The organism is Colwellia sp. M166, assembly GCF_024585285.1.
Lineage (GTDB): Bacteria > Pseudomonadota > Gammaproteobacteria > Enterobacterales > Alteromonadaceae > Cognaticolwellia.
In genome coordinates this window covers 268,865-293,032 of record NZ_CP040755.1, presented here as the reverse complement: position 1 = coordinate 293,032, position 24,168 = coordinate 268,865, and the positions used below count along the sequence as shown (strand labels likewise).

General features: G+C 38.3%; 26 protein-coding genes. 10 read left to right on the top strand and 16 right to left on the bottom strand.

Annotated elements, in window-relative coordinates:
* The first annotated feature begins 48 nt into the window (after positions 1-48).
* Entirely contained in the window at positions 49-873 is an 825-nt protein-coding gene (gene rlmA / locus FGD67_RS01430; RefSeq protein ID WP_257173354.1) for a 23S rRNA (guanine(745)-N(1))-methyltransferase, read from the top strand.
* A 91-nt stretch (positions 874-964) separates the two neighbouring features.
* On the opposite strand, the gene yfbV is transcribed toward rlmA, so the two are convergent.
* Complete coding sequence (gene yfbV, locus FGD67_RS01425; RefSeq protein ID WP_257173353.1) at positions 965-1,396, bottom strand: terminus macrodomain insulation protein YfbV; 432 nt, start codon at positions 1,394-1,396, stop codon at positions 965-967.
* Between the two features lie 170 nt (positions 1,397-1,566).
* Here yfbV and FGD67_RS01420 point away from each other — a divergent pair, with 170 nt between their 5' ends.
* The 7 genes from FGD67_RS01420 to FGD67_RS01390 all read left to right on the top strand — a co-directional run bounded on the left by FGD67_RS01420 (position 1,567) and on the right by FGD67_RS01390 (position 8,201).
* Positions 1,567-2,769 carry an acetate kinase gene (locus tag FGD67_RS01420; protein WP_257173351.1) on the top strand — a complete coding sequence of 401 codons (1,203 nt, stop codon included), beginning with the start codon at positions 1,567-1,569 and terminating at the stop codon, positions 2,767-2,769.
* 2 nt (positions 2,770-2,771) lie between these two features.
* Positions 2,772-4,883, top strand: coding sequence for a phosphate acetyltransferase (pta, locus tag FGD67_RS01415; RefSeq protein WP_257173350.1), 2,112 nt, complete (start codon positions 2,772-2,774; stop codon positions 4,881-4,883).
* Between the two features lie 457 nt (positions 4,884-5,340).
* A complete protein-coding gene (locus FGD67_RS01410; RefSeq protein WP_257173349.1) occupies positions 5,341-5,721 on the top strand; it encodes an ACT domain-containing protein in 381 nt (126 codons plus the stop codon).
* 13 nt (positions 5,722-5,734) lie between these two features.
* On the top strand, positions 5,735-6,079 hold the full coding sequence (locus tag FGD67_RS01405) for an ArsC family reductase (RefSeq protein ID WP_257173347.1): 345 nt from the start codon (positions 5,735-5,737) through the stop codon (positions 6,077-6,079).
* A 14-nt stretch (positions 6,080-6,093) separates the two neighbouring features.
* Entirely contained in the window at positions 6,094-7,242 is a 1,149-nt protein-coding gene (gene dapE / locus FGD67_RS01400) for a succinyl-diaminopimelate desuccinylase (protein ID WP_257173346.1), read from the top strand.
* A gap of 1 nt (position 7,243) precedes the next feature.
* Positions 7,244-7,921 (top strand): M15 family metallopeptidase, encoded by a 678-nt coding sequence (locus FGD67_RS01395; RefSeq protein ID WP_257173345.1) that lies wholly within the window; start codon positions 7,244-7,246, stop codon positions 7,919-7,921.
* A gap of 49 nt (positions 7,922-7,970) precedes the next feature.
* A complete protein-coding gene (locus tag FGD67_RS01390; RefSeq protein WP_257173344.1) occupies positions 7,971-8,201 on the top strand; it encodes a hypothetical protein in 231 nt (76 codons plus the stop codon).
* 34 nt (positions 8,202-8,235) lie between these two features.
* On the opposite strand, the gene bamC is transcribed toward FGD67_RS01390, so the two are convergent.
* The 5 genes from bamC to FGD67_RS01365 all read right to left on the bottom strand — a co-directional run bounded on the left by bamC (position 8,236) and on the right by FGD67_RS01365 (position 13,492).
* Positions 8,236-9,288, bottom strand: a complete 1,053-nt coding sequence (gene bamC / locus FGD67_RS01385) for an outer membrane protein assembly factor BamC (RefSeq protein WP_257173343.1) — start codon at positions 9,286-9,288, stop codon at positions 8,236-8,238.
* Positions 9,289-9,702: 414 nt separating this feature from the next.
* Positions 9,703-10,911 (bottom strand): diguanylate cyclase, encoded by a 1,209-nt coding sequence (locus FGD67_RS01380; protein ID WP_257173342.1) that lies wholly within the window; start codon positions 10,909-10,911, stop codon positions 9,703-9,705.
* Between the two features lie 157 nt (positions 10,912-11,068).
* A complete protein-coding gene (locus FGD67_RS01375) occupies positions 11,069-12,235 on the bottom strand; it encodes a methyl-accepting chemotaxis protein (RefSeq protein ID WP_257173341.1) in 1,167 nt (388 codons plus the stop codon).
* Positions 12,236-12,285: 50 nt separating this feature from the next.
* On the bottom strand, positions 12,286-13,014 hold the full coding sequence (locus FGD67_RS01370; protein ID WP_257173340.1) for an EAL domain-containing protein: 729 nt from the start codon (positions 13,012-13,014) through the stop codon (positions 12,286-12,288).
* Positions 13,007-13,492 carry a hypothetical protein gene (locus tag FGD67_RS01365; protein ID WP_257173339.1) on the bottom strand — a complete coding sequence of 162 codons (486 nt, stop codon included), beginning with the start codon at positions 13,490-13,492 and terminating at the stop codon, positions 13,007-13,009. The genes FGD67_RS01370 and FGD67_RS01365 overlap by 8 nt, the downstream gene beginning before the upstream one ends.
* 239 nt (positions 13,493-13,731) lie before the next feature.
* Between FGD67_RS01365 and FGD67_RS01360 the strand changes: the two genes are divergently transcribed.
* Both FGD67_RS01360 and bcp read left to right on the top strand, forming a co-directional pair.
* Positions 13,732-14,259: a glycine cleavage system protein R gene (locus FGD67_RS01360; protein WP_257173338.1), complete on the top strand. Its 528-nt coding sequence runs from the start codon at positions 13,732-13,734 to the stop codon at positions 14,257-14,259.
* Between the two features lie 191 nt (positions 14,260-14,450).
* The gene (bcp, locus tag FGD67_RS01355; protein ID WP_257173337.1) at positions 14,451-14,915 is read left to right on the top strand and encodes a thioredoxin-dependent thiol peroxidase; all 465 of its coding nucleotides are present in this window, start codon (positions 14,451-14,453) and stop codon (positions 14,913-14,915) included.
* A 144-nt stretch (positions 14,916-15,059) separates the two neighbouring features.
* Here bcp and FGD67_RS01350 read toward each other — a convergent pair whose 3' ends face one another.
* The 10 genes from FGD67_RS01350 to FGD67_RS01305 all read right to left on the bottom strand — a co-directional run bounded on the left by FGD67_RS01350 (position 15,060) and on the right by FGD67_RS01305 (position 24,166).
* Positions 15,060-16,682, bottom strand: a complete 1,623-nt coding sequence (locus tag FGD67_RS01350) for a nitrite reductase (protein WP_306556780.1) — start codon at positions 16,680-16,682, stop codon at positions 15,060-15,062.
* 52 nt (positions 16,683-16,734) lie between these two features.
* The gene (gene cobA, locus FGD67_RS01345) at positions 16,735-17,607 is read right to left on the bottom strand and encodes a uroporphyrinogen-III C-methyltransferase (RefSeq protein ID WP_257173336.1); all 873 of its coding nucleotides are present in this window, start codon (positions 17,605-17,607) and stop codon (positions 16,735-16,737) included.
* A gap of 111 nt (positions 17,608-17,718) precedes the next feature.
* Entirely contained in the window at positions 17,719-18,915 is a 1,197-nt protein-coding gene (nirJ, locus tag FGD67_RS01340) for a heme d1 biosynthesis radical SAM protein NirJ (protein ID WP_257173335.1), read from the bottom strand.
* Positions 18,916-18,991: 76 nt separating this feature from the next.
* A complete protein-coding gene (locus tag FGD67_RS01335) occupies positions 18,992-19,537 on the bottom strand; it encodes an Lrp/AsnC family transcriptional regulator (protein WP_257173334.1) in 546 nt (181 codons plus the stop codon).
* Complete coding sequence (locus FGD67_RS01330; protein ID WP_257173333.1) at positions 19,512-19,997, bottom strand: Lrp/AsnC family transcriptional regulator; 486 nt, start codon at positions 19,995-19,997, stop codon at positions 19,512-19,514. The genes FGD67_RS01335 and FGD67_RS01330 overlap by 26 nt, the downstream gene beginning before the upstream one ends.
* Complete coding sequence (locus tag FGD67_RS01325; RefSeq protein ID WP_257173332.1) at positions 19,990-20,583, bottom strand: hypothetical protein; 594 nt, start codon at positions 20,581-20,583, stop codon at positions 19,990-19,992. The genes FGD67_RS01330 and FGD67_RS01325 overlap by 8 nt, the downstream gene beginning before the upstream one ends.
* A 1-nt stretch (position 20,584) precedes the next feature.
* Positions 20,585-21,067 carry an Lrp/AsnC family transcriptional regulator gene (locus FGD67_RS01320; protein ID WP_257173331.1) on the bottom strand — a complete coding sequence of 161 codons (483 nt, stop codon included), beginning with the start codon at positions 21,065-21,067 and terminating at the stop codon, positions 20,585-20,587.
* 2 nt (positions 21,068-21,069) lie between these two features.
* Entirely contained in the window at positions 21,070-22,314 is a 1,245-nt protein-coding gene (locus tag FGD67_RS01315) for a cytochrome D1 domain-containing protein (protein WP_306556779.1), read from the bottom strand.
* On the bottom strand, positions 22,307-22,651 hold the full coding sequence (locus FGD67_RS01310; RefSeq protein ID WP_257173330.1) for a cytochrome c: 345 nt from the start codon (positions 22,649-22,651) through the stop codon (positions 22,307-22,309). Before FGD67_RS01310 ends, FGD67_RS01315 begins: the two co-directional genes overlap by 8 nt.
* Before the next feature lie 444 nt (positions 22,652-23,095).
* The gene (locus FGD67_RS01305; RefSeq protein WP_257173329.1) at positions 23,096-24,166 is read right to left on the bottom strand and encodes an AI-2E family transporter; all 1,071 of its coding nucleotides are present in this window, start codon (positions 24,164-24,166) and stop codon (positions 23,096-23,098) included.
* Between the last annotated feature and the right edge of the window lie 2 nt (positions 24,167-24,168).

The window sequence follows — 24,168 nt, the reverse complement described above, 5'->3', positions numbered from 1 at the left end:
AAAGGGCTTATGCCCTTTTCACTTTAACTCAATAAAATTACTGATATTATGACTGCTTTGCATTACACCTGCCCTCTTTGTAATTTACCACTCGTTGGTCAAGAAAAGCTTTATCGTTGTGAAAACAACCATAGCTTTGATCGTGCGAAAGAGAACTACTTAAACTTATTACCTGTACAATTTAAACATTCAAAAAATCCTGGTGATAACAAAGCAATGGTCAATGCAAGGCGTGAATTTTTACAGCAAGGCTATTATCAACCCTTAGTTGATCGATTAGTGGCTTTATATCACGAAAAAATCGTACTTGAAGTAAATAAAACCGCACCGATCCTTGATGCGGGTTGTGGTGAGGGTTTTTATACCCATCAACATAAAACTTCAGAAAATACTGTTTATGGTGTCGATATTGCAAAAGAAGCAATCAAAAAAGCAGGCAAGAAATACCCACAATGTCACTTTAGCGTTGCAACATTATCCAAATTACCGTTTGCAGATAACTTGTTTTCATGGCTCGTCTCTGTTTATGCGCCAATTTTAGAGCAAGAGTTTACCCGAGTATTATCAAACGGTGGATTTTTGTTGACCGTAACACCGGCAAAGCAACATTTAATGCAATTAAAGCAGCATATTTATAACGAAGCTAAAGAACATGACGAAGAAAAACTACCGGTTGAGCATTTAACACTAGTGCATCAAGAAAGCATCTCTTATCCAATGCATTTAAAAACCGGTCAAGACACGCTCAATTTACTGTCGATGACCCCCTTCGCGTTTAAAGCCGGAGAGCAAGTCAAAAAAACCTTACTCAGCATGGAAGATTTTACTTGTCAGGCTGATTTTCTTATTCGTCTTTATCAAAAGGCGCCGTAAGAGAAAGTCACGCACTTTTAGAACATAATTGCTTAGAAACCCCAAGCATTGTCAGAAATAGTGCCGGCCTGAATCAGTTTATCGGGCCGGTTTATTGAGAGCTGTAACGGTTATTAAAGGTTAAGTTTAATAACTGCGCTAGATCGAGGTAACGTGGACGTTGGGTTGATAACTTAATATCACCACCACTTTGATTAACACGGGCAACACTTTCTTTGTACCAACTTGCCAATGTTGGAGGTAAAAATTTATCGGCTTTAATGCCCATAAAGATCAACGCTTGTAGTGGAAAGCTTAATAAAAACAAGCTGTATAATAATGCTTGCGGCAACACAAGCATTGAGCCGAAGTAGAGCTGCATAATCAGACAGAACAACGCTAACCCTGGAATAACTTTACATACCAAGCGACTAAATTTAACCACGCGATATTCAGCAAAATATTCATTGAGTTCTGCGCGTTCTGGCCATAAGTTCATGTACTTTCGGCCAAGCGATATAATTTCTAATACTGATAGCTTCATAGAGCACACACTACAACAAGGTTTCATTAAAAGATAGTACAAAGTTGTAGCCTTTAGTACGGTAAAAACTCGTTTAATAACATTTTATTGTATAACATCAACATTTTTCATAATTTATGGCACTATAATAAACCTCATTAAAATATTGTAGAAATGGCGCTTGGTTAATTATGAATAATAATTTTATTTTAGTTTTAAATTGCGGTAGTTCATCGTTAAAATTTTCCCTAATCAACCCAAAAAATGGCGCAACATTATTATCGGGATTAGCAGAGCGATTATTATCTGAACAAGCTATCATCAAAATTAAATACAACGGCGAAAAAGAGCAACATCTTATTCCCGTTCCCTTTGATCATCAAAGTGCCGTATTGTGCTTAGTTGAACACCTCAAACAATTGCACTTAATCGATTGCATCACTGCCATTGGTCACCGTGTGGTTCATGGCGGAGAAAATTATTGCCAACCGACGCTAATTAATGATGATGTCAAAACAGCAATCGAGAAATTGGCACGCTTAGCTCCTTTACATAACCCGGCTAATTTAACTGGTATCATTGCCGCTGAAGCTGCATTTCCAACATTAAAACAAGTGGCTATATTCGATACCGCTTTTCATCAAACGATGCCAGAAAAAGCTTATATTTATGGCATTCCTTATGCTTTATATAAGCAACATGGCATCCGACGCTATGGTTTTCATGGCACCAGCCATTATTTTGTTGCTCAACAAGCCGCCAACATTCTCAACAAACCCTTAGCGCAGTGCAGCTTTATTAGTGCCCATTTGGGCAATGGTTGCAGCATAGCGGCAATCAAAGATGGTAAAAGTGTTGATACCAGTTTAGGCATGACACCTTTAGAAGGCGTTATGATGGGAACACGTAGCGGCGACATCGACCCCGGTATTATTTTTCATTTGATTAATCAATTGAATTACAGTGTGCAAGATGTTGATAATATGCTAAATAAACAAAGTGGCTTACTTGGTGTGTCAGGCATAAGTAACGATTGTCGTACTATAGAAACCGCTTACATTGAAGATCACAACGTACAAGCAGCATTGGCACTTGAGGTGTTTTGCTATCGTATTGCCAAAGCTATCGCCTCATTCACAGCCAGTTTAACTGTACTTGATGGTATTATTTTCACCGGCGGTATTGGCGAAAACTCTGATATTATCCGAGAAAAAATTCTCGCTCAATTGAGTCTATTAAACTTTACAGTCGATGACGAGGCCAACTTAGCCATGCGCTTTGGCAAATCAGGACTTATCAGCAGTGAAGGCTCTCGTTCAGCATGGGTCATCGCCACCAATGAAGAATGGGTTATTGCTGAACAAACTTTTCAATTACTTAATCAGGAGTCTTAATCATGGCACATCGTATTATGTTAATACCTGCCGGTTTTGGTGTTGGGCTCAGTAGTGTAACTTTAGGCTTAATTCATGCCTGCCAACAACAAGGTATTAATGTTGGCCACTTTAAACCGATATCACAACCATCACGTAACGCTAGAGCAAAAAACAACAGTCAGTTAGTTGACATTGAAGCATCAGGCTCCATTGCCCTTTCTTATGTTGAACAGCAAATGGGCGATGGACGTAACGACATTGTATTAGAACAAATTGTAGAAAAATTTAATGCTATAGACAAAGCGCATGATGTGGTGATTATTGAAGGTTTGATCCCAACAACACGTCAGCCCTATGCCGGAAGAGTTAACCGCGATGTTGCTCGAGCACTTTCTGCTGAAATAGTGTTAGTTGCCGCACAAGACAATGACTCAGTAGAAGAATTTGAAGATCGCATAGAAATGAGTGCTGAAACATTTGGTGGTATTAAAAACTCGAAATTAATCGGCTGTATCATCAATAAAATCAACTCGCCTGATAAAGACGAATTTGGTTTATTGCCCCGTGAGCATGAATTTAACCAGCACTTAGATCTTGCACCATTAATTAACTTGTCGATATTTAAAAATCGTCACTTTGAATTATTAGGTACCGTACCGTGGGAAATGGATCTGATCGCGCCAAGAGTGCTCGACGTTGCCAGCTACCTCAACGCCGACATTATTAATAGTGGCGATATGGCGCACCGTCGTATTCGCAGTATCAGTTTTTGTGCCCGTAGTGTCGATAATTTAATGAGCCACTTACAACCCAGTCGTTTAATTGTCACGCCAGGCGATCGGACCGATATCATTATTGCTACCTGCCTGTCGGCACTCAATGGTACAAAAGTTTCAGCACTGGTACTGACCAATGGCTATGTGCCTAATAAAGAAATTCTTAGCCTATGCCAACAAGCACTTGATGCCGGCTTACCGGTGCTTTCAGTACCTTGGGATACTTGGCAAACCTCACGATATTTAATGAATTTCAACCCTGATATTCCTGAAGATGATTTACAACGACAAGAAAAAGTAAAAGAGTTTGTTGCCGATAATCTTGCTGAGGATTGGTTAACACAACTCAGTAACAAGGCCACTATTAGCGATAAAATGTCGCCACCTGCCTTTAGACACAAACTCACCGAACTAGCTCGTCACGCCAATAAGCTTATCGTATTGCCAGAAGGTACAGATATACGTACCATTAAAGCTGCTGCTATTTGTGTTGAGCGTAATATTGCTCGCTGTCAATTAATCGGTGATAGGGAAACCATTTTACGTATTGCGGAGCAGCAAGGGATTAATCTACCAACAGGTTTATTAATTACCGATCCTGAAAATATTCGTGATAATTATATCGCGCCCATGGTTGAGCTACGTAAGGCCAAAGGCTTGACCGAAGTAGTTGCCAAACAAGAATTACAAGATAATGTCGTACTAGCGACCATGATGTTACAACTTGGTCAAGTTGACGGCTTAGTATCTGGTGCAGTGAGTACCACAGCCAATACTATTCGACCGGCATTACAATTAATTAAAACCGCCGAAGGTAGCTCACTGGTTTCATCGATTTTCTTTATGTTGCTCCCCGACCAAGTACTTATCTATGGCGATTGTGCTATCAACCCAGAGCCGAACGCTGAGCAATTGGCCGATATCGCCATTCAATCAGCTGATTCAGCAATACAATTCGGTATTAAACCGAAAGTGGCCATGATCAGCTATAGCACAGGTACATCAGGTTTTGGTGCTGATGTTGAAAAAGTGGCTGCCGCTACAAAAATTGCTCAAGAAAAACGTCCAGATCTCATTATTGACGGACCTCTGCAATATGATGCCGCTATTATGGAAAATGTTGCTCGCAAAAAAGCCCCAAATAGTCCGGTTGCTGGCCAAGCTAATGTCTTTATTTTTCCAGATCTTAACACCGGTAATACCACTTATAAAGCCGTACAACGTTCAGCAGATTTAGTCAGTATTGGCCCAATGTTACAAGGAATGAGAAAACCGGTTAACGATTTATCCCGTGGCGCTTTAGTTGATGATATTGTTTACACCATTGCATTGACTGCAATTCAAGCACAATTGTAGTCTTATAACGAAAAAAATGCTTGCAGCTAAGATCTATAGTAGAAATAACTAGATCTTTAGCTGCTTTATTCATTAGTACAAGATTTTGCTAACTTATCTTAAATCTTAACTTAACAAGATTACCTGATATTTTTTAACCAACTAATTAAATTCATATAAAACATAAGATTGAGTAGTTAAACAATAGTTGCACACAATGATATCCACAGCTTATGTGGATATCATTTAAAGCTAATATTATAATTAGTGGCTTAAATTGGCTTTATATAGCTCAATAGAACTACAAATACACTCACTTCATAGCAATAACTCCCCTAATAGCGACTAAACACAGGTTAACCAGTGTTGTTTATAAAAATAATTCATTACAAAAATCAAACCATCAATACTATAGCCTCTAGAGTTCCCTGCTATTAACCGCTATAGTATTAACAAACTACCTAAACAAAATTGATTTATGAGTCATTTAACTTTACGTCGCTTATCTGAAACATTTGCTATTCATAGTTTACGCCGTGAAAGCTCAATTCCCGATGTTGTTTTTAATGCGCCAATATTTTTCTTGGCAAAAACTTATGATGAGATCTCAATCGTCATTCCAGAGCATATTGAAATTGACAGTGAAGAAGTTGAGCTTGGTTGGCAGGCATTTGAAGTTGTCAGGCCATTGGATTTTAGTTTAACCGGCATCATGTCAAATATATCAACGGTTTTGGCGAATGAAAAAATTAGTATTTTTGCCATTTCAACCTTCGATACTGACTACATTCTCGTAAAATCAGATAAATTTGAAGCGGCTAAAGCTGCCCTTATAAAACAAAACTATCAAGTGATCTAATTCAGGAAATATCATGACAATACTTTATGGCATAAAAAATTGCGATAGCGTAAAAAAAGCCAAAAAATGGTTAGAACAAGCAAATATCCCTTATCAATTTCACGACTTTCGTAGCGATGGCTTCAGTGCAGAACTATTACAAGAGTTGCTGACCTTTACCGACCTAAGCGCACTGTTAAATAAGCGCAGCACGACATTTAGAAACTTATCAGATGAAATTAAAAGCAACCTGACTGACGAGGTTATAACTGAAATTATTCTCGCGCAACCGACGTTAATAAAACGCCCTTTACTAAAACATAACCAAGCACTTTTAGTTGGTTTTAAAGATAGCCAATATCAACAAGCATTTATTTAGAGGTTAGTGACATTATGCAAAAGCACAGCAACAGCACAGTTTCATTAGCACAAGCGCTTATTGAGCGCCCATCAGTCACCCCTGAAGATTTTGGCTGTCAGCAGTTAATGGCTGAAAGATTAGCTAAATTGGGCTTTAATAATGAGAGTATGCTGTTTGAAGACACCACTAATTTATGGTCAAGAAAAGGCGCATCAGGACCGGTTTTCTGCTTTGCTGGTCATACGGATGTTGTACCCGCTGGCAATTTAGAGCTTTGGCATACTCCACCTTTTGAGCCCGTTATTATCGATAATATGCTTTATGGTCGTGGGGCTGCAGATATGAAAGGCAGTTTAGCAGCGATGATCGTTGCCACTGAACGTTTCATTACTGACCACCCCGATCACCAAGGCTCTATTGCATTTTTAATCACCAGCGATGAAGAAGGCCCTTTTATTAATGGCACCACACGGGTTATTGATACCCTTGAAGCGCGAAATGAAAAAATTACTTATTGTATTGTTGGTGAACCATCAAGTAGCAAGCAATTAGGTGATGTGGTTAAAAATGGTCGCCGTGGTTCAATATCTGCTGAGCTACACATTCACGGTAAACAAGGTCATGTTGCTTACCCTGAGCACGTGATCAACCCCATTCATCTGGCTATGCCTGTCTTAGCTGAATTAAGCCAAATGCATTGGGATAATGGTAATGAGTATTTTCCTCCGACCAGTTTTCAACTGTCAAATATTCAATCGGGTACCGGTGCTACCAATGTTGTACCAGGCCATTTAACAGCCTTATTTAACTTACGTTATAGTACTGAATTAACTGCAGAGATGATTGTTGATAAAGTAGAAGCTTTATTAACTCAACATCAATTAGACTTTGAAATAAACTGGGTATTTAACGGCCAACCTTTTATTACTGAGCCAAGCACACTGGTTGACTCGGTTGTACAGGCGATTGAAACCTGTTGTCAGATCAGTCCTGAACTTTCTACTAGTGGCGGCACCTCGGACGGACGCTTTATTGCCCCAACCGGGGCCCAAGTTATTGAGCTTGGCCCATGTAATGCCACTATTCATCAAGTGAACGAGTCTGTTTCAGTGCCTGATCTTATAAAACTTACCGATGTTTACTATCACACTTTGGTTAATGTGCTAGCCAATCATGGGTAATATGAGCGAGCTCGAGTTAATGTTAACCGGACAAACTGCACAGCATATACATTGGCTAAGTGCAAATATTGGTATTCATCATGAGATGGTAGCTGGCTTTAGTAAACTGCAAGCTGAGGCAAAACTTGCTGGCATAGAATTAACGATTGCCAGTGGTTTTCGTAGCTTTGAACGTCAATTAGCCATTTGGCAAAATAAGTTTTCAGGTCAAACACCAATAAAAGATGCCAGTAACCAAACGGTTGCTCTTGAACAACTGAGTATCGATGAAAAGATACACGCTATTATGCTATTCTCTGCGCTGCCTGGCGCTAGTCGTCATCATTGGGGTTGTGACATTGACGTTTATGCAAAAAATTTACTACCAACAGGGCAATCTTTAGCATTAGAGCCTTGGGAATACCAAGCATCGGGGCATTTTTATCCGTTAACTCTTTGGTTAGCTAAACATGCGCAACGCTTTGGTTTCTTTTTACCTTATGATAAATTTCGCGGTGGTGTAGCTCAAGAGCCTTGGCACCTTTCATATTTGCCCTTATCTCAACACTATCAGCAGGCATATAGCCAAGCTCTATTGGCAAAAACGTTAGCCAATTGCGATATTCAAGGTAAAACACAATTAATGGCAATATTACCTGAACTCTATCAGCGTTATATTGTTAATATAGCCAACACCTAATCACTTGGTGAGAAATACATATGAAGACCATTTATCGGAGCGATAATATATGACCAGCATACTAACTGAAAGCTGGGTTGCCCCAACTATCGTGATCATTGCTTTAGTTATTTTGATTGGCAACTTAAGTACCTTTCAAAAAAGTGCTAAAACCCCTTTACGTAAGAAGGGTCTGAATGATTTAAAAGAAACCTTGCCACGAACACAAAAGTCTGCACATAAAATGCCAAGCTTTTCTACCCCCTCTGATACTAACCATAAAGCAAAAAACTCCGATTAACGGAGTTTTTTATTAACAGCAAACTTAACGAGCTTTAGAAAGCGTCTTTAAATGATAAACCGGATTCCATGACATTAAATGTTTTCTCTAATGCTTGAGCAGATAGTGCTGTGCCTTGCTCATCATATAATGTAACGGTAGATTTTTCAGCCTTGCCTTCTAACTTAAACTGGTACTTACCATTAGGTAGATCTACAACGGGTAAAGTATCTCCCCAAATTCGGTCCCAAAGGCTAAATTCAGGTTGGAGATAATCAACATAATAAATTTTAGTGGTTTCATTCAGATCTGTGATTATAAAACCATGATCTTCAAAGAATAGTGGCAAATTAGACCATAATAAATCAACAGCTATCTCAATAACATATGCCGCTTCACCGACACTATTTTCACCTAAACTAACGAACTTCTGATTGGCACGCATTAAACGATTTTCTTGCTGTTTTAACCGATATTGATAATCAACTTGTCCTATCACTTCATTAAGCATGTTCATTTCAGCACGCTGTTGATCAATAATATCTATGCGCTTGCTACCACCTGCTTTATCCGTTTTAAGGTAATCAATAAGCTCAACAGTTAACGCAACACTTCGACCATGAGGCTTGCTTTCAAAGCTATAGCGATAGCGAATACTCTCAGAGCTTGCTATTGACTTAAAGAGCCAAGAGCCGTCTTCGGTTTCATTGTTGAACCAATCAGATTCAAACACTAAACCGCTATCATCAACTTGCTTTAATTCAACATCAGCTGTCGCTAACTGATCTTTTAATGCCTGTAGCACAAAAGCTTGTAAATCACTGTCATCAAGTACTTGGTCAAACCAAACGGTTGAGGCTGCTGAGTTGCCCTCTGTTCGAGTAGATGCGGCAATCGGTAGCACAAGTGACGGTGCACGTACATCAACATCAACGCCAACAGGGCCCTGATGATTTATTTTATTACTGACAAAATAGGTGTCAAAATTGGTCGGTTTATCTAATCCCGCAGGTACTTTTAACGCTTTTGCTTCTTTTTTGTGCGCGTATTCAAAATCGCCTACCGTCTTGTTTATTATTTGCAGTACCGCAGCTAGCAACAGCGACACTCAATAATGAAAAATAAAATATCTTGCGATTCATTAACACTCCCGAGGATAAAAATCTGAATCTTTCTAAATTTAATTTTGCTTGTTGATTATTTATAATTAACATTTTAGTTATGATGACAGCACCAAGAAATGTGTGTCTAACGTTCAAGCAATACATCAATAACGTCGTTTTGATTACTGAATCTGAGCTAAGTTCCCTCAGAATCATCTCTTTTATTTAAAACACGTAAATTATTGTCAATAGCGCCAAATACAGCCGCGCACCATGGTACTTGCCTGAAAATGCAAACACAAGATACTGCAGCATATTTATCATAAAAATAACAAAATAAAAGCAGATTAAAGCCAGTCGTTAAATTCAAATCAAAAGGCTAGCTTACTTTGGTAAACTATTATCTCAGCATGCTGTTGTTATGTTACAACGCTAAAGTTTGACGATGAATCGACCATAACCACTTTATTTCTCCCTTTCGCTTTAGCATCATATAAAGCGTCATCAGCTGCCGCTAAATAACAACTAAGATCTGGGCTTTCTTCTTCAATGATGACAAGACCAATACTGACCGTAATAGAGAAACTTTCCCCGGCCTTTGACTCCATAGTGAGGCCGGCCATAAATGCACTGACGCGCTTAGCGGTATTCTCGGCATCAATACGGTCAACATCAAGACATAATACGACAAATTCCTCGCCACCGACCCTTGAGACAATATCTTCTGCTCGGGTGTTTTCCGTCAAACAATTAGCAAAGGCGATTAACGTCTCATCACCTGTCGCATGACCATAGGTGTCATTGATAGCTTTAAAATGATCTAGATCAAATGCCATCAGCATACTAATATTTTTACCTTGCCTTCTGCGTTTGAACGCTTGTTCTGACAGTAATTGAAAACCACGGCGATTAAGTAGCCCGGTCAATGGGTCGCTCTGAGCAAGCGCATTTAATTTATACTGCAGTCGCTCAGCAGAAATCAGCACTAAACCGAACATGGAGATAACTTGAATGAAAGCAATCATAACAAAAGTAGTAATACTATAAGCACTTGAACTTACAACAAGTGGCGGCAAACTATTTGGCACAGTGATCGTTTTAAGAATAGATAACACCGCTAGTAGTGCAAAAGCATAACCAACGGACACGGATGTGATTAATCGTGGTGAACGATAACTGATAAACTCTTTAGCAATGGCCAGCTGATAAAATGCACAGGTTGTAAAGATCATAGTATAATTTAGACGAAATAAAGCGCCATCTTCAATCCACTGCAAGGCGACAGCCGCTCTACTAGAAATAGCAACAAGAATAACAATCAAAGCAGGTAAAAAAACGAAGAATGGCGATAGCCTATCTCTATTAAAAAAGTACCTAGAAGCGCTTAACCACATGACATGGGTCAACATAATAAAACCGATGACAAGTAATAAAAAACGCGGTTCTGCAGAGCTAATATTGAGTAAGACAAACAAAAAGCACAAAGCTATGGAAAGATGCGCTCCAGCCCAAAGTCCCATACCTGGAATACGTAAAATAGAAAAACGCATATAAATATACGCTAAAAAGCCTAAGACATTCAGTGTTAAAAAAATAAACACTAAAGTTTTAATATCAAGTACTTCCATACGAGAGAGTGATTATCCAATCATGATAATAAATAAACTAAGAGATTAACCGCGAAGGCCATAAAATTCAACAACTACTGTTGATGTATATATTTAAATTGGCTTAAAAAATAATCCGCACGGTATTTAGCAAAGCTACAGTTAGAGGAAATAAAATTTAACGCGTTTTAAACATTGCCAATTGATTAACGATTTTTTCTGTCACTTCACTCAGGTAGTGTCCCTGCTGCTGTAGTTCAGAGCAGTCATTTGAATTTGAACTAGAAAGCGCTTTCAGCTGCTCAATTTCTTTGGCTACGTTACTGACCAGCTGATTAATATATTGAATATCAACACTATCATCTTTATTCTCCTGACCAATCAGCGCTAAAATCCCAGTGATATTTTCACAGGCAAGCTCAAGTTCTGTTTGACTCGCTGTTGTGTGCTTGGATAAAGAGGTGATCGCTAGCGATTGTAATTTCATCTGCTGCTCAGCATCAAGTACAGCGTCAGATATACCTAATATAATCTGGTTGATTTCATCCAAACTCTCCTGCGTAGACTTGGCCAAATTCCTCACTTCATCAGCAACAACAGCAAATCCTCGACCATGTTCACCTGCTCGAGCCGCTTCAATCGCAGCATTTAACGCTAATAAGTTGGTTTGGTCGGCAAGGTTGTCAATAACAGAGACCACATTGACAATAGACTTGGTTTGCTCAGATAAGGTTTGAAACTTATTTTGCAGCCTATCATTATTTTCTATATATGAGCCTAAATCTTTAACCATTACGCCCATGGTACTATTGGAACGAAGTAAGCCTTGTTGTGTGACTTCCACTTGTGAACGAGTTTCTTCCGCTTTAGCTTGTAAAGTAATCGATGTTTTATCTAATTTTTCAACTTGAATCGTCAAAAACCCAACTCGACTGTCTTGCTCTTTAATTCTAATCGCAATGTTTTGGGTTTTAGCTTTTAATCGTTCGGAAATTTCATCAGAATTACTTGCCTGCTGCTGAATATCGACTAAAGCGCCTTGAACATTCTGTCTAAAGCCATTAATAACATTTAATACCTTGCTTATTTCACTATTATATTGACTATTAATTTCACAAGGTACAGAAAGGTCTTTCTTTTCAAAATTTTTCATATAATTAGTGACACTTTTTAATGAGTCAACGCCCCAAAACTTCTCATCAATATCATGAATAATTAACAGTACAACGACAATAAGTTGCGTGATTTGTGAAAATAGCGCTTGGGTAAAAAGTGTCGCATTGACAAATAATGCTATTGCACCCAACCAGTGAATAAATCTCATTCTAAAAAATAATGAACGCATTGGTGATCTCGTTATTAATGTGTGAAAAGTAAAAGTGTTTGCTATAATTTTTACATCATTGCATAAGGTTTTGAGTACAGAAAACCTTGAATTATGTTTACCCCTGCCCAGCGAATATAATCTGATTGCGCTTTAGTTTCGACTCCCTCAGCAACAATCAAGCTACCTTTTGAAGAACATAATTCAATGATGCCTTTATATAAACTTGTGGCCCATAAATCTTCAGGTACATTTTTAATCAATTGTAAGTCTAATTTGATAAAGTCAAAATTAACTTGGCTTAAACGAATTAAATTTGAATGTCCTGAGCCAAAGTCATCAATGGCGATTTTAAAGCCTTCGCGCTGTAAGTTTTTGATACGTTCAATGACGATATTATCGTTAATGGCAATAGTATCCTCACAAATTTCAAGCACTAATTTTTGCTTATCCATCTGACTTATATGCTTTAATGTTGTTTCCCACAGATGAGTAAACATTGCATCATCGGTTAAAAGCTTGCCTGAAATGTTAATCCATATGCTGTTTTTTATGGCCGACTTGAGCTTTTGGTTAATAAATAAATCGTCTAATTGCTGACAGGTCATTGCCAATAATAAATCAGCATTTTTATTTAAATACTCAAATAAGACTTGTGTAGTTATTTTTGTTTTTGTGCCTTTGATTGAACCACGCGTTAGTAATTCTTGACCGTAGATAGCGTCTAAAGAAGCAACAACTAAATCTTGTACGTACCATGCTAATTTTGCCTGCTGGCCATGATATTGAAACTCAAACATAAGCATGCTCAACATGTTCAAGTTGAGCATAAAAAATATCTTCCTCAGCGAGGCGAGTCGTCATTTCATTTAAAAACTGTTTGATATGATCCGTATGCTTTGCTCTAAGCACCGTATTATGAGGGAAAAGCATCAATGCACTGATGATCTCATTAATTTTAAAGCAAGCTTGATGGAGCATGCTGTAACTTTGATCAAGCCGCTGCTTTTGATGCTGACTTTCATATTTATGCTTAAGCGCAGGATTTAAAAATGTTTGCTCTAACTGCAGATGAACTTTTACCGCTTGAATTAAACGTTTTATTTTAGCATCAAGTTGAAGTACGCAATATAGCGATTGAGACAACATTAAGGTGATATTTTTAATTTCTTGATTTATCTGTATATGCTGTTTTATCAGCACTTTAGACCAATCTTTTGCAAATTGTTCACTTGGGCCTAACGCCTGCCAGTTATTATCATTACTTGTAAAATTCATTCAGTGACTCATAAAAAACACATAAGATACATTTTAAAAGCATCTTATGTGTTTTAAGGCAAACTAGCAACCAATAAGTGCATATTAAATGTATCTTCTTGTGATTTTATTGCTTACCCATAAACTGGTGAGCCCAGAGGTTAATTATTGTACATTGTGCGGCGCTTTCAGCTCCTCGTTAGCTTTAGTACCCTGACATGCGTTACAATAGCGTTTTTTCATAACAGCTAGGTTTATTGATGAGTGAGTATTTGGTATTAACGGCAATGGGTCCCGATCGCACCGGCAGTGTCAGCGATTTAACTAAGTTAGCTAGTGAATGTGGTTGTAATATTATTGACAGCAGAATGGCGATATTTGGCTTAGAATTTACCTTGATCATGCTGCTTACTGGTACTAATAAAGCAATTTATCAATTAGAGAGTAAACTACCCGCGGTTGCTCATGAGCTTGAACTTATTACCATGATGAAAAGAACCTCAGGTTATCGGGAGCAAGATTTCGTACATCATTATCAAGTTGATTACGCCGGTATCGATCAACCCGGTGTTTTAAAAGCCGTTACCGCTTTCTTTGCCACCCGTAATATTGATGTCTCGTCATTAAAATCTGAAATTAATCAGAAAAATAATCACATGAGTGCTTCATTATTAATTGCACTGATGGAAGAAACCAGTATCGAACAACTTGAAAGTGATTTTGTCCAATTGTGTGAACAATTTGATGTGCAAGGTTGTATCAAGAAAATTCAATCAAACTTATTTTAAAGAGAATGTAACGTTACAATTTAACACCAGCCAATCTTACTGATGGTAAATTCAGATAAAGCTATTCTATGAAGTGTTTACGCTAGACAGTATGGTTTAACATCTCTAACATTATAACGCATTCAAAAAATACTAAGCAGAGCAGCCATAAGCCTCACTGTATTCATAATCATAATCATAAGGAAAATAAAATGGCAATCGACGTTGGCCAAGTAGCACCTGACTTTACACTCTTAGATCAAGACAGTAACCCTGTTACTTTATCTGAACTAAAAGGGAAAAAGGCACTACTTTATTTTTACCCTAGAGCAAGCACACCAGGCTGCACTATACAGGCTAAAGGTCTACGTGACTCTAAGGTAGAGCTTGATGCACTTAATGTTGTCGTGCTTGGTATTAGTCCTGATACACCAAAAAAACTAACAAACTTCATTAATAAGCAAGAGCTTAATTTTACTTTACTCGCTGATGAAGACCACGCTGTTTGTGAAAAGTACCATGTATGGCAATTGAAAAAATTCATGGGTAAGGAAAATATGGGGGTTGTTCGCACAAGCTTCCTGATTGATGAAAATGGTAACATTGAACATGTATTCAATAAGTTCAAAACTAAAGATCATCACCAAGTCGTATTAGATTTTTTAAAGACGCTTTAATGTTAATTTTATAAGTAATACCAAGTCTAATAAGTTTGTTCCCACTCAAAGCTTAGTAAAATTGGTCTAAATCCCAAAACTAAAAAAGCTTAACACTTGAGTGTTAAGCTTTTATTATCGTTCACTTATCTAATTTAATGTAAATTAGTGACTAGTACCCTTCTCATAATTAATTTTATTAAAAACATTATATTTTCCTGATGGTTTCTTCATCGGTAAACGTTTAATTTCTTCCAGTGTATTGGCATCATAAACAATTAAAGCGCCATCATTATCCCAAATACTTAATAAAACGTATTTACCATCTTTGGTAAACTCAACATGGGCAGCAGTTTTCCCCGGCACAGGCGTTAAGGTTTTTACAATCTCTAACGTACTTTTATTAATGACATGTACTTTATCTTTATTTGGTCCAAAAAACACATCAACCCAAGCGTAAGGCGAGTTACTATGACTGCGCATAAAAAATCCCGGTCCTTGAGTTTCAATTTCTTTAATCACCTGCCAGTTGTCCATATCAATAACAGAAACTCGGCCTTCTTTGATATTGGGTGATGCAAAAACAGTTTTACCTTGATAATCCCAAGTTATACCAGAGCCTAGATGTGGCATACCCGCCATAGCAATAGTTGCTACTTTTTTCTTAGCATCAAGATTGATCACTTGGCCGTTATGGCTATCTCGGGATGCGCCAATTAAATTAATATATTGTGGATCAAAAAAGAAGTCATCTAGATAGTCTGCGGTTCTAATACGTCTAATAGGAAAGTTATCAGAAACTTGCCAATTCTCCACTTTGCCCTCACCGCCGTCTTTGCGATAATCGTGTGCCCAACCTTTATAAACTTCAACCCCACCTTTATCACTGTAAGGAATTTCCCATACTTCTTTGACGTCTTTTAACGCGACGATAAAGCTATGACGTGGAGGTGCGTTATATACCGCACTAACACGTGAACTTACCCCTTCACTATCAATAGCGTCGATACTTTTAATCGGCGATAAATCTTGAGTATCAAGAATAACGACATTATGTGGTAAGTAATTACCGACAATAGCGTATTTGCCGTCCGAAGAAATCGCTAAATTGCGGGTATTAATACCTGCGCGCACTTCTGAGACTATTTTCATATTATAAATATCGTATTTACTTATCCAACCATCACGAGAGGCAAAATATACATAACGGCCATCAGGAGAATATTTTGGTCCTCCGTGCAAAGCAAAGCGGGTTTTAAAACGTGTTATCGGTTCAAAAGTATCGCCATTTAACAAGGTTGCCGAGTGATCACCAAGTTCGACAACAATAAATAAATTCATTAAATCAGCATCAAACAGCGGTTTGTCACCTAATTTATTCTGATCAAAATGCTGTACATTGCTTGCTTGAATATCCGCCATTGTCCACTGTGGCTGTGTTGTCGGCTTCGTATAAATATAATCAACTAACAATTGAGTTTGCTGAACGTTTAATTGTTGAGCAAACGCTGGCATTTGTGTCGCTACACGCCCCTGTTGGATCACTTCAATAGCTTTATTTTTACGTAATCTTGATAAGTTTTCTGGGAACAGTGCCGGGCCCATACTGCCCATTCTGTCAACACCATGGCAACTTTGACAATGCTCTTGATAAAGCGCTTCAGCGCCTTTTTCTTGTTTATTTGTCTCTTGTGTATGACCAGACACAGCAACAAGCAATAAGGATGAGCAAAATAAAGCTTTCACCAGACCTGAGCATTGCTTTAATAGCTTAAATTTATTTTCCATAATGACTTCACACGTTATAAATGAATAAGTAAATGCGTTAAATTGCTAAAATTTAACCGGCTTTTACTACTAGCGGTATTTTAACCTGGTAGTCTTTTGCATCTAAAAAACCCGGTTTTGCCAGTGCGGTATCTGTCAGTTGGTTAACCACATCACCAATCACGATCAGTGTCGGCGGGGTAATATTGTGCTGTTTAACTAAGTCAGCTAACGTTGAGAGATTACCTCGAAAAATTTGTTGATCAGGCTGCGTACCTTTACGAATAAGCGCTGCAGGTGTGTTAGCATCACGGCCATGGTTTATTAGTTGCTCAGTGATACTGGGTAAGGTATTAATGCCCATATAAAATACAACGGTTTGTGTGCTACAGCTTAAGCTCTGCCAAGGTAAGTTTAGTTGACCATCGTTTTGCATATGGCCGGTAATAAAAGTACAGCCTTGTGCAACGCCACGATGTGTTAACGGAATACCCGCGTAAGTGGTACAGCCAGATGCGGCAGTAATACCTGGACAAACATGACAACTGATACCATTCTCTAACAAAAATTCAGCTTCTTCACCACCACGGCCAAATATAAAGGGATCGCCGCCTTTTAAACGCAAGACCTTTCGACCTTGTTGTGCATACTGCACGAGCATTTCATTAATTTTACCTTGTGGCACACAATGTTTTGCTTGCTCTTTACCAACATAAAAACGCTCACAATCTTGCGGTAAAAGCGCCATAATTTCATCGCTAACTAAGCGATCATAAATAGCAACATCGGCCTGCTCAATAAAACGCAGTGCTCGAATAGTTAACAACTCTGCATCTCCTGGCCCTGAGCCAACCAGTGCCACTTCACCGGGTTGTAAAGTCGACTTTCTATTTATGTTATTCAAAACATTTTTACTCAATGAATTTTCTGTAGATAACTGTGTCATGGTATACATTACCTTATCGATCTTTATTCGATTATAGAATAAAAATCGCTAACCTTATAAAATTATATTTTAATATCTTAGTGTTAATTAACCTAAGTTCTGCTAAATGCTCTAAACCGCTAAAAATGGAATATCGTCACATTGCTGATGTTTGCTTTCGACACCTATTTCAGCATCCGTTAAATAACAACCTGGGTCTTCAGCCCAAACATCACCACTTTGTGCAAATGCTCGTGTACGAGTATTACCACCACAAATCGCCAGATATTGACATACACTACAACGTCCTTTCACTGGACGTGGTTGTTGCCGAAACCCCAGCATTAATGGGTCTTTAGTGTTTTTCCAAACCTCAGAAAACTTTTCAGTTTTAACATTACCAATCGGATGTCCCCACCAATAAGTATCAGGATGGATGGTGCCAGTATTATCGATATTAGCAACATTAACACCACTAGCGTTGCCACCCCAGTTAACTAAACGTTGTTTTAAATTGGCTATTCTTTCTGGGTATTGATCAGCAAATTTACTTTCAACCCATTGCAATAAAAAAGCCCCATCGGCATCATTATTACCGGTGACAAAATCAGTTTCGATGCCTTGGTTAATATGGGACCAAGCGCGTTCATAAAGCATTATCATAGCGTCTTTAGTCATCTTAAACATGGCATCATTTTCAGCACTGCGTTTACCGCGGCCTGAATAGTTTAAATGTGACAAATAAAATTTATCGACTTTTTTCTCTTCCATTAAATCGAGTACTTTTGGTAAATCGGCAAAATTATCGCGTGTTAAACATAACCGCATACCAATTTTAATACCGGCTTCTTTACATAAATCAATCGCTTTCATTGATTCTTGAAAACAGCCTTCTTGACGACGAAAGTCATCATGAAAATCTTCTAAACCATCAATACTAATACCAACATATTGATAATCAGCCGCTTTTATTTGCTCAATATTATCTTCATTAATTAGTGTACCATTGGTTGATAAGGCAACATAAAAACCTTTGGCTTTAGCATAAGCAGTTATTTCATAAATATCTGGACGTAATAATGGCTCGCCGCCCGAAAATATCAACACCGGCACATGCGCTACTTTCAAATCATCAATCGTTGCTTTGACTTGTTCAGTAGAGAGTTCATCATTGAAATCCATATCAAGCGACGTTGAGTAGCAATGCTTACAACGTAAATTGCAACGTCGGATCAGGTTCCAAATAACCACAGGACCAGGCATTTTTTGGGCCTTGTTAGCCGGTAAATCATCATAAAATGTTTTTAATAGTTGGGAAATTCTAAACATTTGTGTTGATCCTTCTAAATATAAAATCGTCTAAGTTATTCAATCGAACTCAACAATTATTAAGCTTTTATTGTTGCTAGCGCTTTAAACGCAAGCCCGTTTTCTTCAGTATCTCTGTACTAGTCAACATATCATTAGTCTGAAACTTTACCCCATGATCTGAATCATCATTTCTGACCTGTAAAACATTAATCAGTAAATCTTTGATTTGGGTTCGGTATTGCTGGACTTCTGCCACTGTTTTTCCATGTACCATGGCAAATAAGTTGTAGTTCCACTGTGGTAAATGTCGTGGACGTAAGTAGCAGTGACTGACAAAAGGCAAGCGCCCTACCGCTTGACCAAACTCGCTAACATCTTCATCTTTCACATCCCAAACGGTCATACCATTGTATCGGTAACCTAATTTGTAATGATTTGGCACCGCCGCTATACGACGAATAATACCGCGCTCTTTTAAATCAGTAGTCATGGCTAAGACTTCTGCCACTGATATTTGTAATTGTTCTGCAACATGTTGATATGGTTGAGAAACAATAGGTAACCCTGACTGAGTCAATAGCACAAACTGACGCTCTAAAGCCGATAACGGTATGTTAGGCTGGGAGGTATAATTGGACATAAAATTCTTCTAATTTTGGCGTATTAAGTACCGATAGTGAGGTTTTCTCTTCAATGTCACTAATCACTTGATTAACTTCTGTTTCAGATTCTGCACCAACCACAAACCACATATTAAAGTCATGCGTTCTTCGATAGTTGTGCGCAACTTGCTCAAAGCTGTTCACTTGTTCAGTCACTTCTTCAAACCTGTCTTCTGGTACAGCTAACGCCGCTAATGTAAACGCGCCGCCTAAGCAAACCGCGTCAAACATTGGACCAAACCGAGTCAAAACCTTGTTTGCCATTAAATGATTTAAGCGTTCAAGCACTTCATCTTCACTGCAATCTAACTGTTCAGCAATCTCTAAAAATGGTCGTTCTACAATAGGGAAACCACGCTGCAATAGGTTGATGAGTCGCTTATCGAATAAACTCAGTTCAGCTAACTCAGTCTGCGCATGGCGAGATAACTTATCCATTTGCATCTCCTTTTTTTCCATAGCGAGCACCTTGTTGCTTATAGGCTTTAAAACTAAATAAAATATCCTTTGCTACATCTTCTAGGCCAAACTGCTGAGTCATGGCGGTAATTTGTGCAATAACAATCGCTCGGTCTGTACCATGGATCATACAAAATAAATTATAAGGCCAATCGGGTAGCCTACGAGGGCGCCGATAGCATAAAGACACTTCAGGGCAACTCGATAATAAGGCCGCAACCTCATTAACTTTATCATCAGCAATATTCCACACCACCATAGCATTGGCTTTAAATCCTAGCTTGCGGTGTTTAACCACTAAGCCAAAACGTTTAACTAAACCATCTTCTTGCCAGTAAGATATTTGGGCTAAGACTTGTGCTTGCGTGGCCGAAATTTGCTTGGCAATAGCAAGGTAAGGTTGCGCGACATGTGGTAAACCACACTCTAATATCGCTCGTAATGCTTGCTGTTGCTCTGGTGATAAGGGTTCAGTATTAAACGCTTTAGCGACTGCGTTATATTGAGTGTTCCCCACTACATTATGGACTCTCTCACCTTGTTCTTTACTCAATAATTGACTCATATTAATGGCTACTTAGTTGCGATTTAGCAAAGTCGATATTAAATGCTAAATCAATGTGATACGACGTTTCCATCGGTAAAATTAACACTTGATAACCGGTAAGATGTTCTATATTTGCTATAACGTCTGTCAGCGCTTGATCATCATGAGCGGTGACAACAAACCACAAATTATAGTGATGCTCTCGGCCATAGTTATGATTGACTTGCTCGAATTGATTGATAATTTCAGCAATGTCATCTAGGTCACATTCAGGTACAGCTAAAGCAGCTAGTGTACTTGAACCCGCTTGCTTATGGTTGAATACTGCACCAATTCTCGACAGCATGCCTGCCTTATCAAGTGTTAAGATTGCTGATATCACTTCATCCTCAGAGCTATTAAGTTCATCAGCAATAGCTCTGTAAGGTTGCGAACAAAGCGGAAAACCTTTCTGATATCGGTTAATAATATCTTGCTCTAATTGGCTAAGTAGCATTGCCATAATTACAACCCTATTTGATGTGCACGATTAGTAAAGAAGATACCGCTTGGGCTTTTTACTGATAATTTGTCGATTAGTGTTTGTGTTGCTGTGTCATAAACGTGCACTTCATTACTGTCTCGCACTGAAATCCAAACATTTTCGCCTCGAGGAGTAAACTCCATATGCAGCACAGCAGGCCCAGGGGTTAAGGTTTTCACTAAATCAAAAGTCTCAGTGTTAAACACTTGAATAGTGTTGTTATCTGGAAAAGCAAAGTTTACCCAAATTTGGCGATTGTCCGGTTGTGACATTACAAATATTGGCTGACTATGTGCTGGTATTTCAGCAACTTGTAACCATGTTTTTGTATCTACTACCAAAACACTGTGCTTACCTACTGCAGGTAAAAAAGCATAGTCACCAGCCATTGCCCAACCTTCAAGGTGCGGCATTTTATACACCGGTAGTTTTTCATCACCTTTACCATAGCCAGGTAAAATACGACGAACACCTTGTTCTGTATGCCACAAGTCAAGTAATGCCAAGCCATCTTCACCAAATAAGCCAGCAATATAATAGCGACCATCAGGGCTGATCAAAGCGTCATAAGGATATAAACCAATAGCTTCAAATTTAGTTAATTTCATTTCATCTTGCGAAAAATCAGCAATCCAAATTTCATGGCTGTCAAATAAACTAAAGACAAATTTTTGGCCGGGGGCATCGACTAAACCGACAACTTTAGAGCGTACTGGACTACCATCATCATTTTTAGGCTTATTAACGAGCACACTACTGTCAATGGTTGCAACCAGCTCTAGTGTTTCACTATTAAAAACCTTAACGCCACCTGGGGTATAATTTGATACGGCAATAAGCTTGCCGTCTTGGCTAATAGCGCCACCAATACTATTACCAGATTGAATAATACGCTTCGCTATTTTATCTTTTAACATGTCAATTTTAGTTAAGCCGCCATCACGGGCAAAAACGTAGGCAAAGCGCTGATCGCGAGAGTAAACAATAGAAGCATGAGATAAGTCACCTAAACCATCTATTTCACTTAACATGGTATTGCTACTGTGATTAACAATCTGTACTTGCGATGTTGCCCTTTCAATTACAACCCCTAGATCTCCAGTAGCTCTTAATGGTGTTGTGACAGATGGCTGGATTTCATTTTGTTGATTTGTTACTGATTGCGTACATGCACTAGTAAGTAAAAACAAAAACATTACCCCTAGCACCTTATTTATATTAGTCATGGTTTTCTATACCTTGTTGTAATTGTTGACTGATCCACAAAGCTTCTTGCTCGGTTAAAAGAGATTTCCATGGCGGCATTGCCGTCCCAGGTCGACCAAATAGAATAGTATGTTGTATTACGTCTAGCGGTAGTTTATTCATCGTATTGGGTAGGAGTGTAGGACCTAACCCTCCTTTTAGGCTCATACCATGACAAGATCCACAATCTTGTTTTACCATATGGATAAGTTGTTTTTGCCTTGTTATCGTCAATTCAGCGGCCATCACACTAAAGTGACTACTGAGTAATATACTCGTAGTTACTAATGCCGTTAAACCTCGTATAAACGCTGTCATTGTTTGCCCTTATCAGCACATAAATTTCTGGGTAATATTGGCATAGACATAATATTTTGCTTTGATTTAAATCACACAATAGCCATATTGAAACGTTCATGATCAACGAATAATAAAATCGTAAGTGCTTATTAAATCAGGGGCAGACAGCCAGTAAGTCGACGGTATATCGCAAAGCAATAGTCAACAAAAGTGGGCATTTAGATTAACGTCGCTATAGGAATTTAAAAAGAATAGTGAGTATGATTAATAAAATAAAAAGAGAGAGGTATTATACTAAGTCTATTAAGTTTGTCCCCACTCAGCGCTTACCAGCGTTTTGAGAACAACGATCATTTTGTGAATATAGTTATGCTGTATAAAGGCAAGTATGAATAGTTAATTTGAGCAGAGCTTAAATTTAGCAACAGATCAAAGCATTTGTTTTGATCTGTTAATATTAAACTAATCAGCTTTGATCTCATGCTGCGTCGTTGTTGACCACGCATTGAGTACCGCTTTAACCAGTGTTGCTAATGGAATAGCAAAAAATACGCCCCAAAAGCCCCACAAACCACCAAATAATATTACTGCAATGATAATGGTAACCGGATGAAGGTTTACCGCTTCAGAAAAAAGCAAAGGCACAAGTAAATTACCATCTAAAGCTTGAATAATGCCATAAGCAATCATGACATAGCCAAATTCAGCACTGGTGCCAAACTGAAATAAAGCCACAAGTAGTACCGGCAAGGTTACGATTGTCGCACCCACATAAGGCACAAGTACTGATAAACCGACTAATACCCCAAGTAATACCGGATAGTTAAGCCCTAGCGCTATAAATGAAATGGTCGATGCAGCGCCGATAATAATAATTTCAATCAACTTACCACGAATATAATTCATAATTTGTTGATTCATTTCATTACCCACCTGTTTTGCCATACGACGATCATTTGGCAAAAACTGTCGTAAACTATTAAATAACACACTTTTATCTTTAAGAAAGAAAAAAACCATCAAAGGCACTAAAATAAGATAAATCAACAGCGCAACAACATTAGAAATTGAGTTAAGCGACGCTTTCAAAGCTACTTGTCCCCATTCAATTAACTTATCATTGACTAAAGTAATCACATTACCAATTTGCTCAGCACTAACCAAATCAGGATACTGTTCGGGTAAGGCTAATAGATAAGTGTGTCCTTGCCCAACCATTTGCGGTACTTCTTGTAATAAGTTACTACTTTGTTGCCAAATAACCGGCATTAACCCTAAAACCCCTATTAGTGACAATCCCACAAAGGCAGTCACCACAATGATCACCGCTAAGGCGCGGGATAATCCTAGCTGCGAGAGTTTATTGACCGGTAAATCTAATAAAAATGCAATCGCCACCGCAACAAATACCGGCATTAATAAATTACTAAAAAAGTAAACAAACAAAAAAGTACAAATTAAAATAACCAACAAGGTTACCGCACTCGGATCTGAAAAATTTCTTTTGTACCAATCGCTAAATAGTGAAACCATAA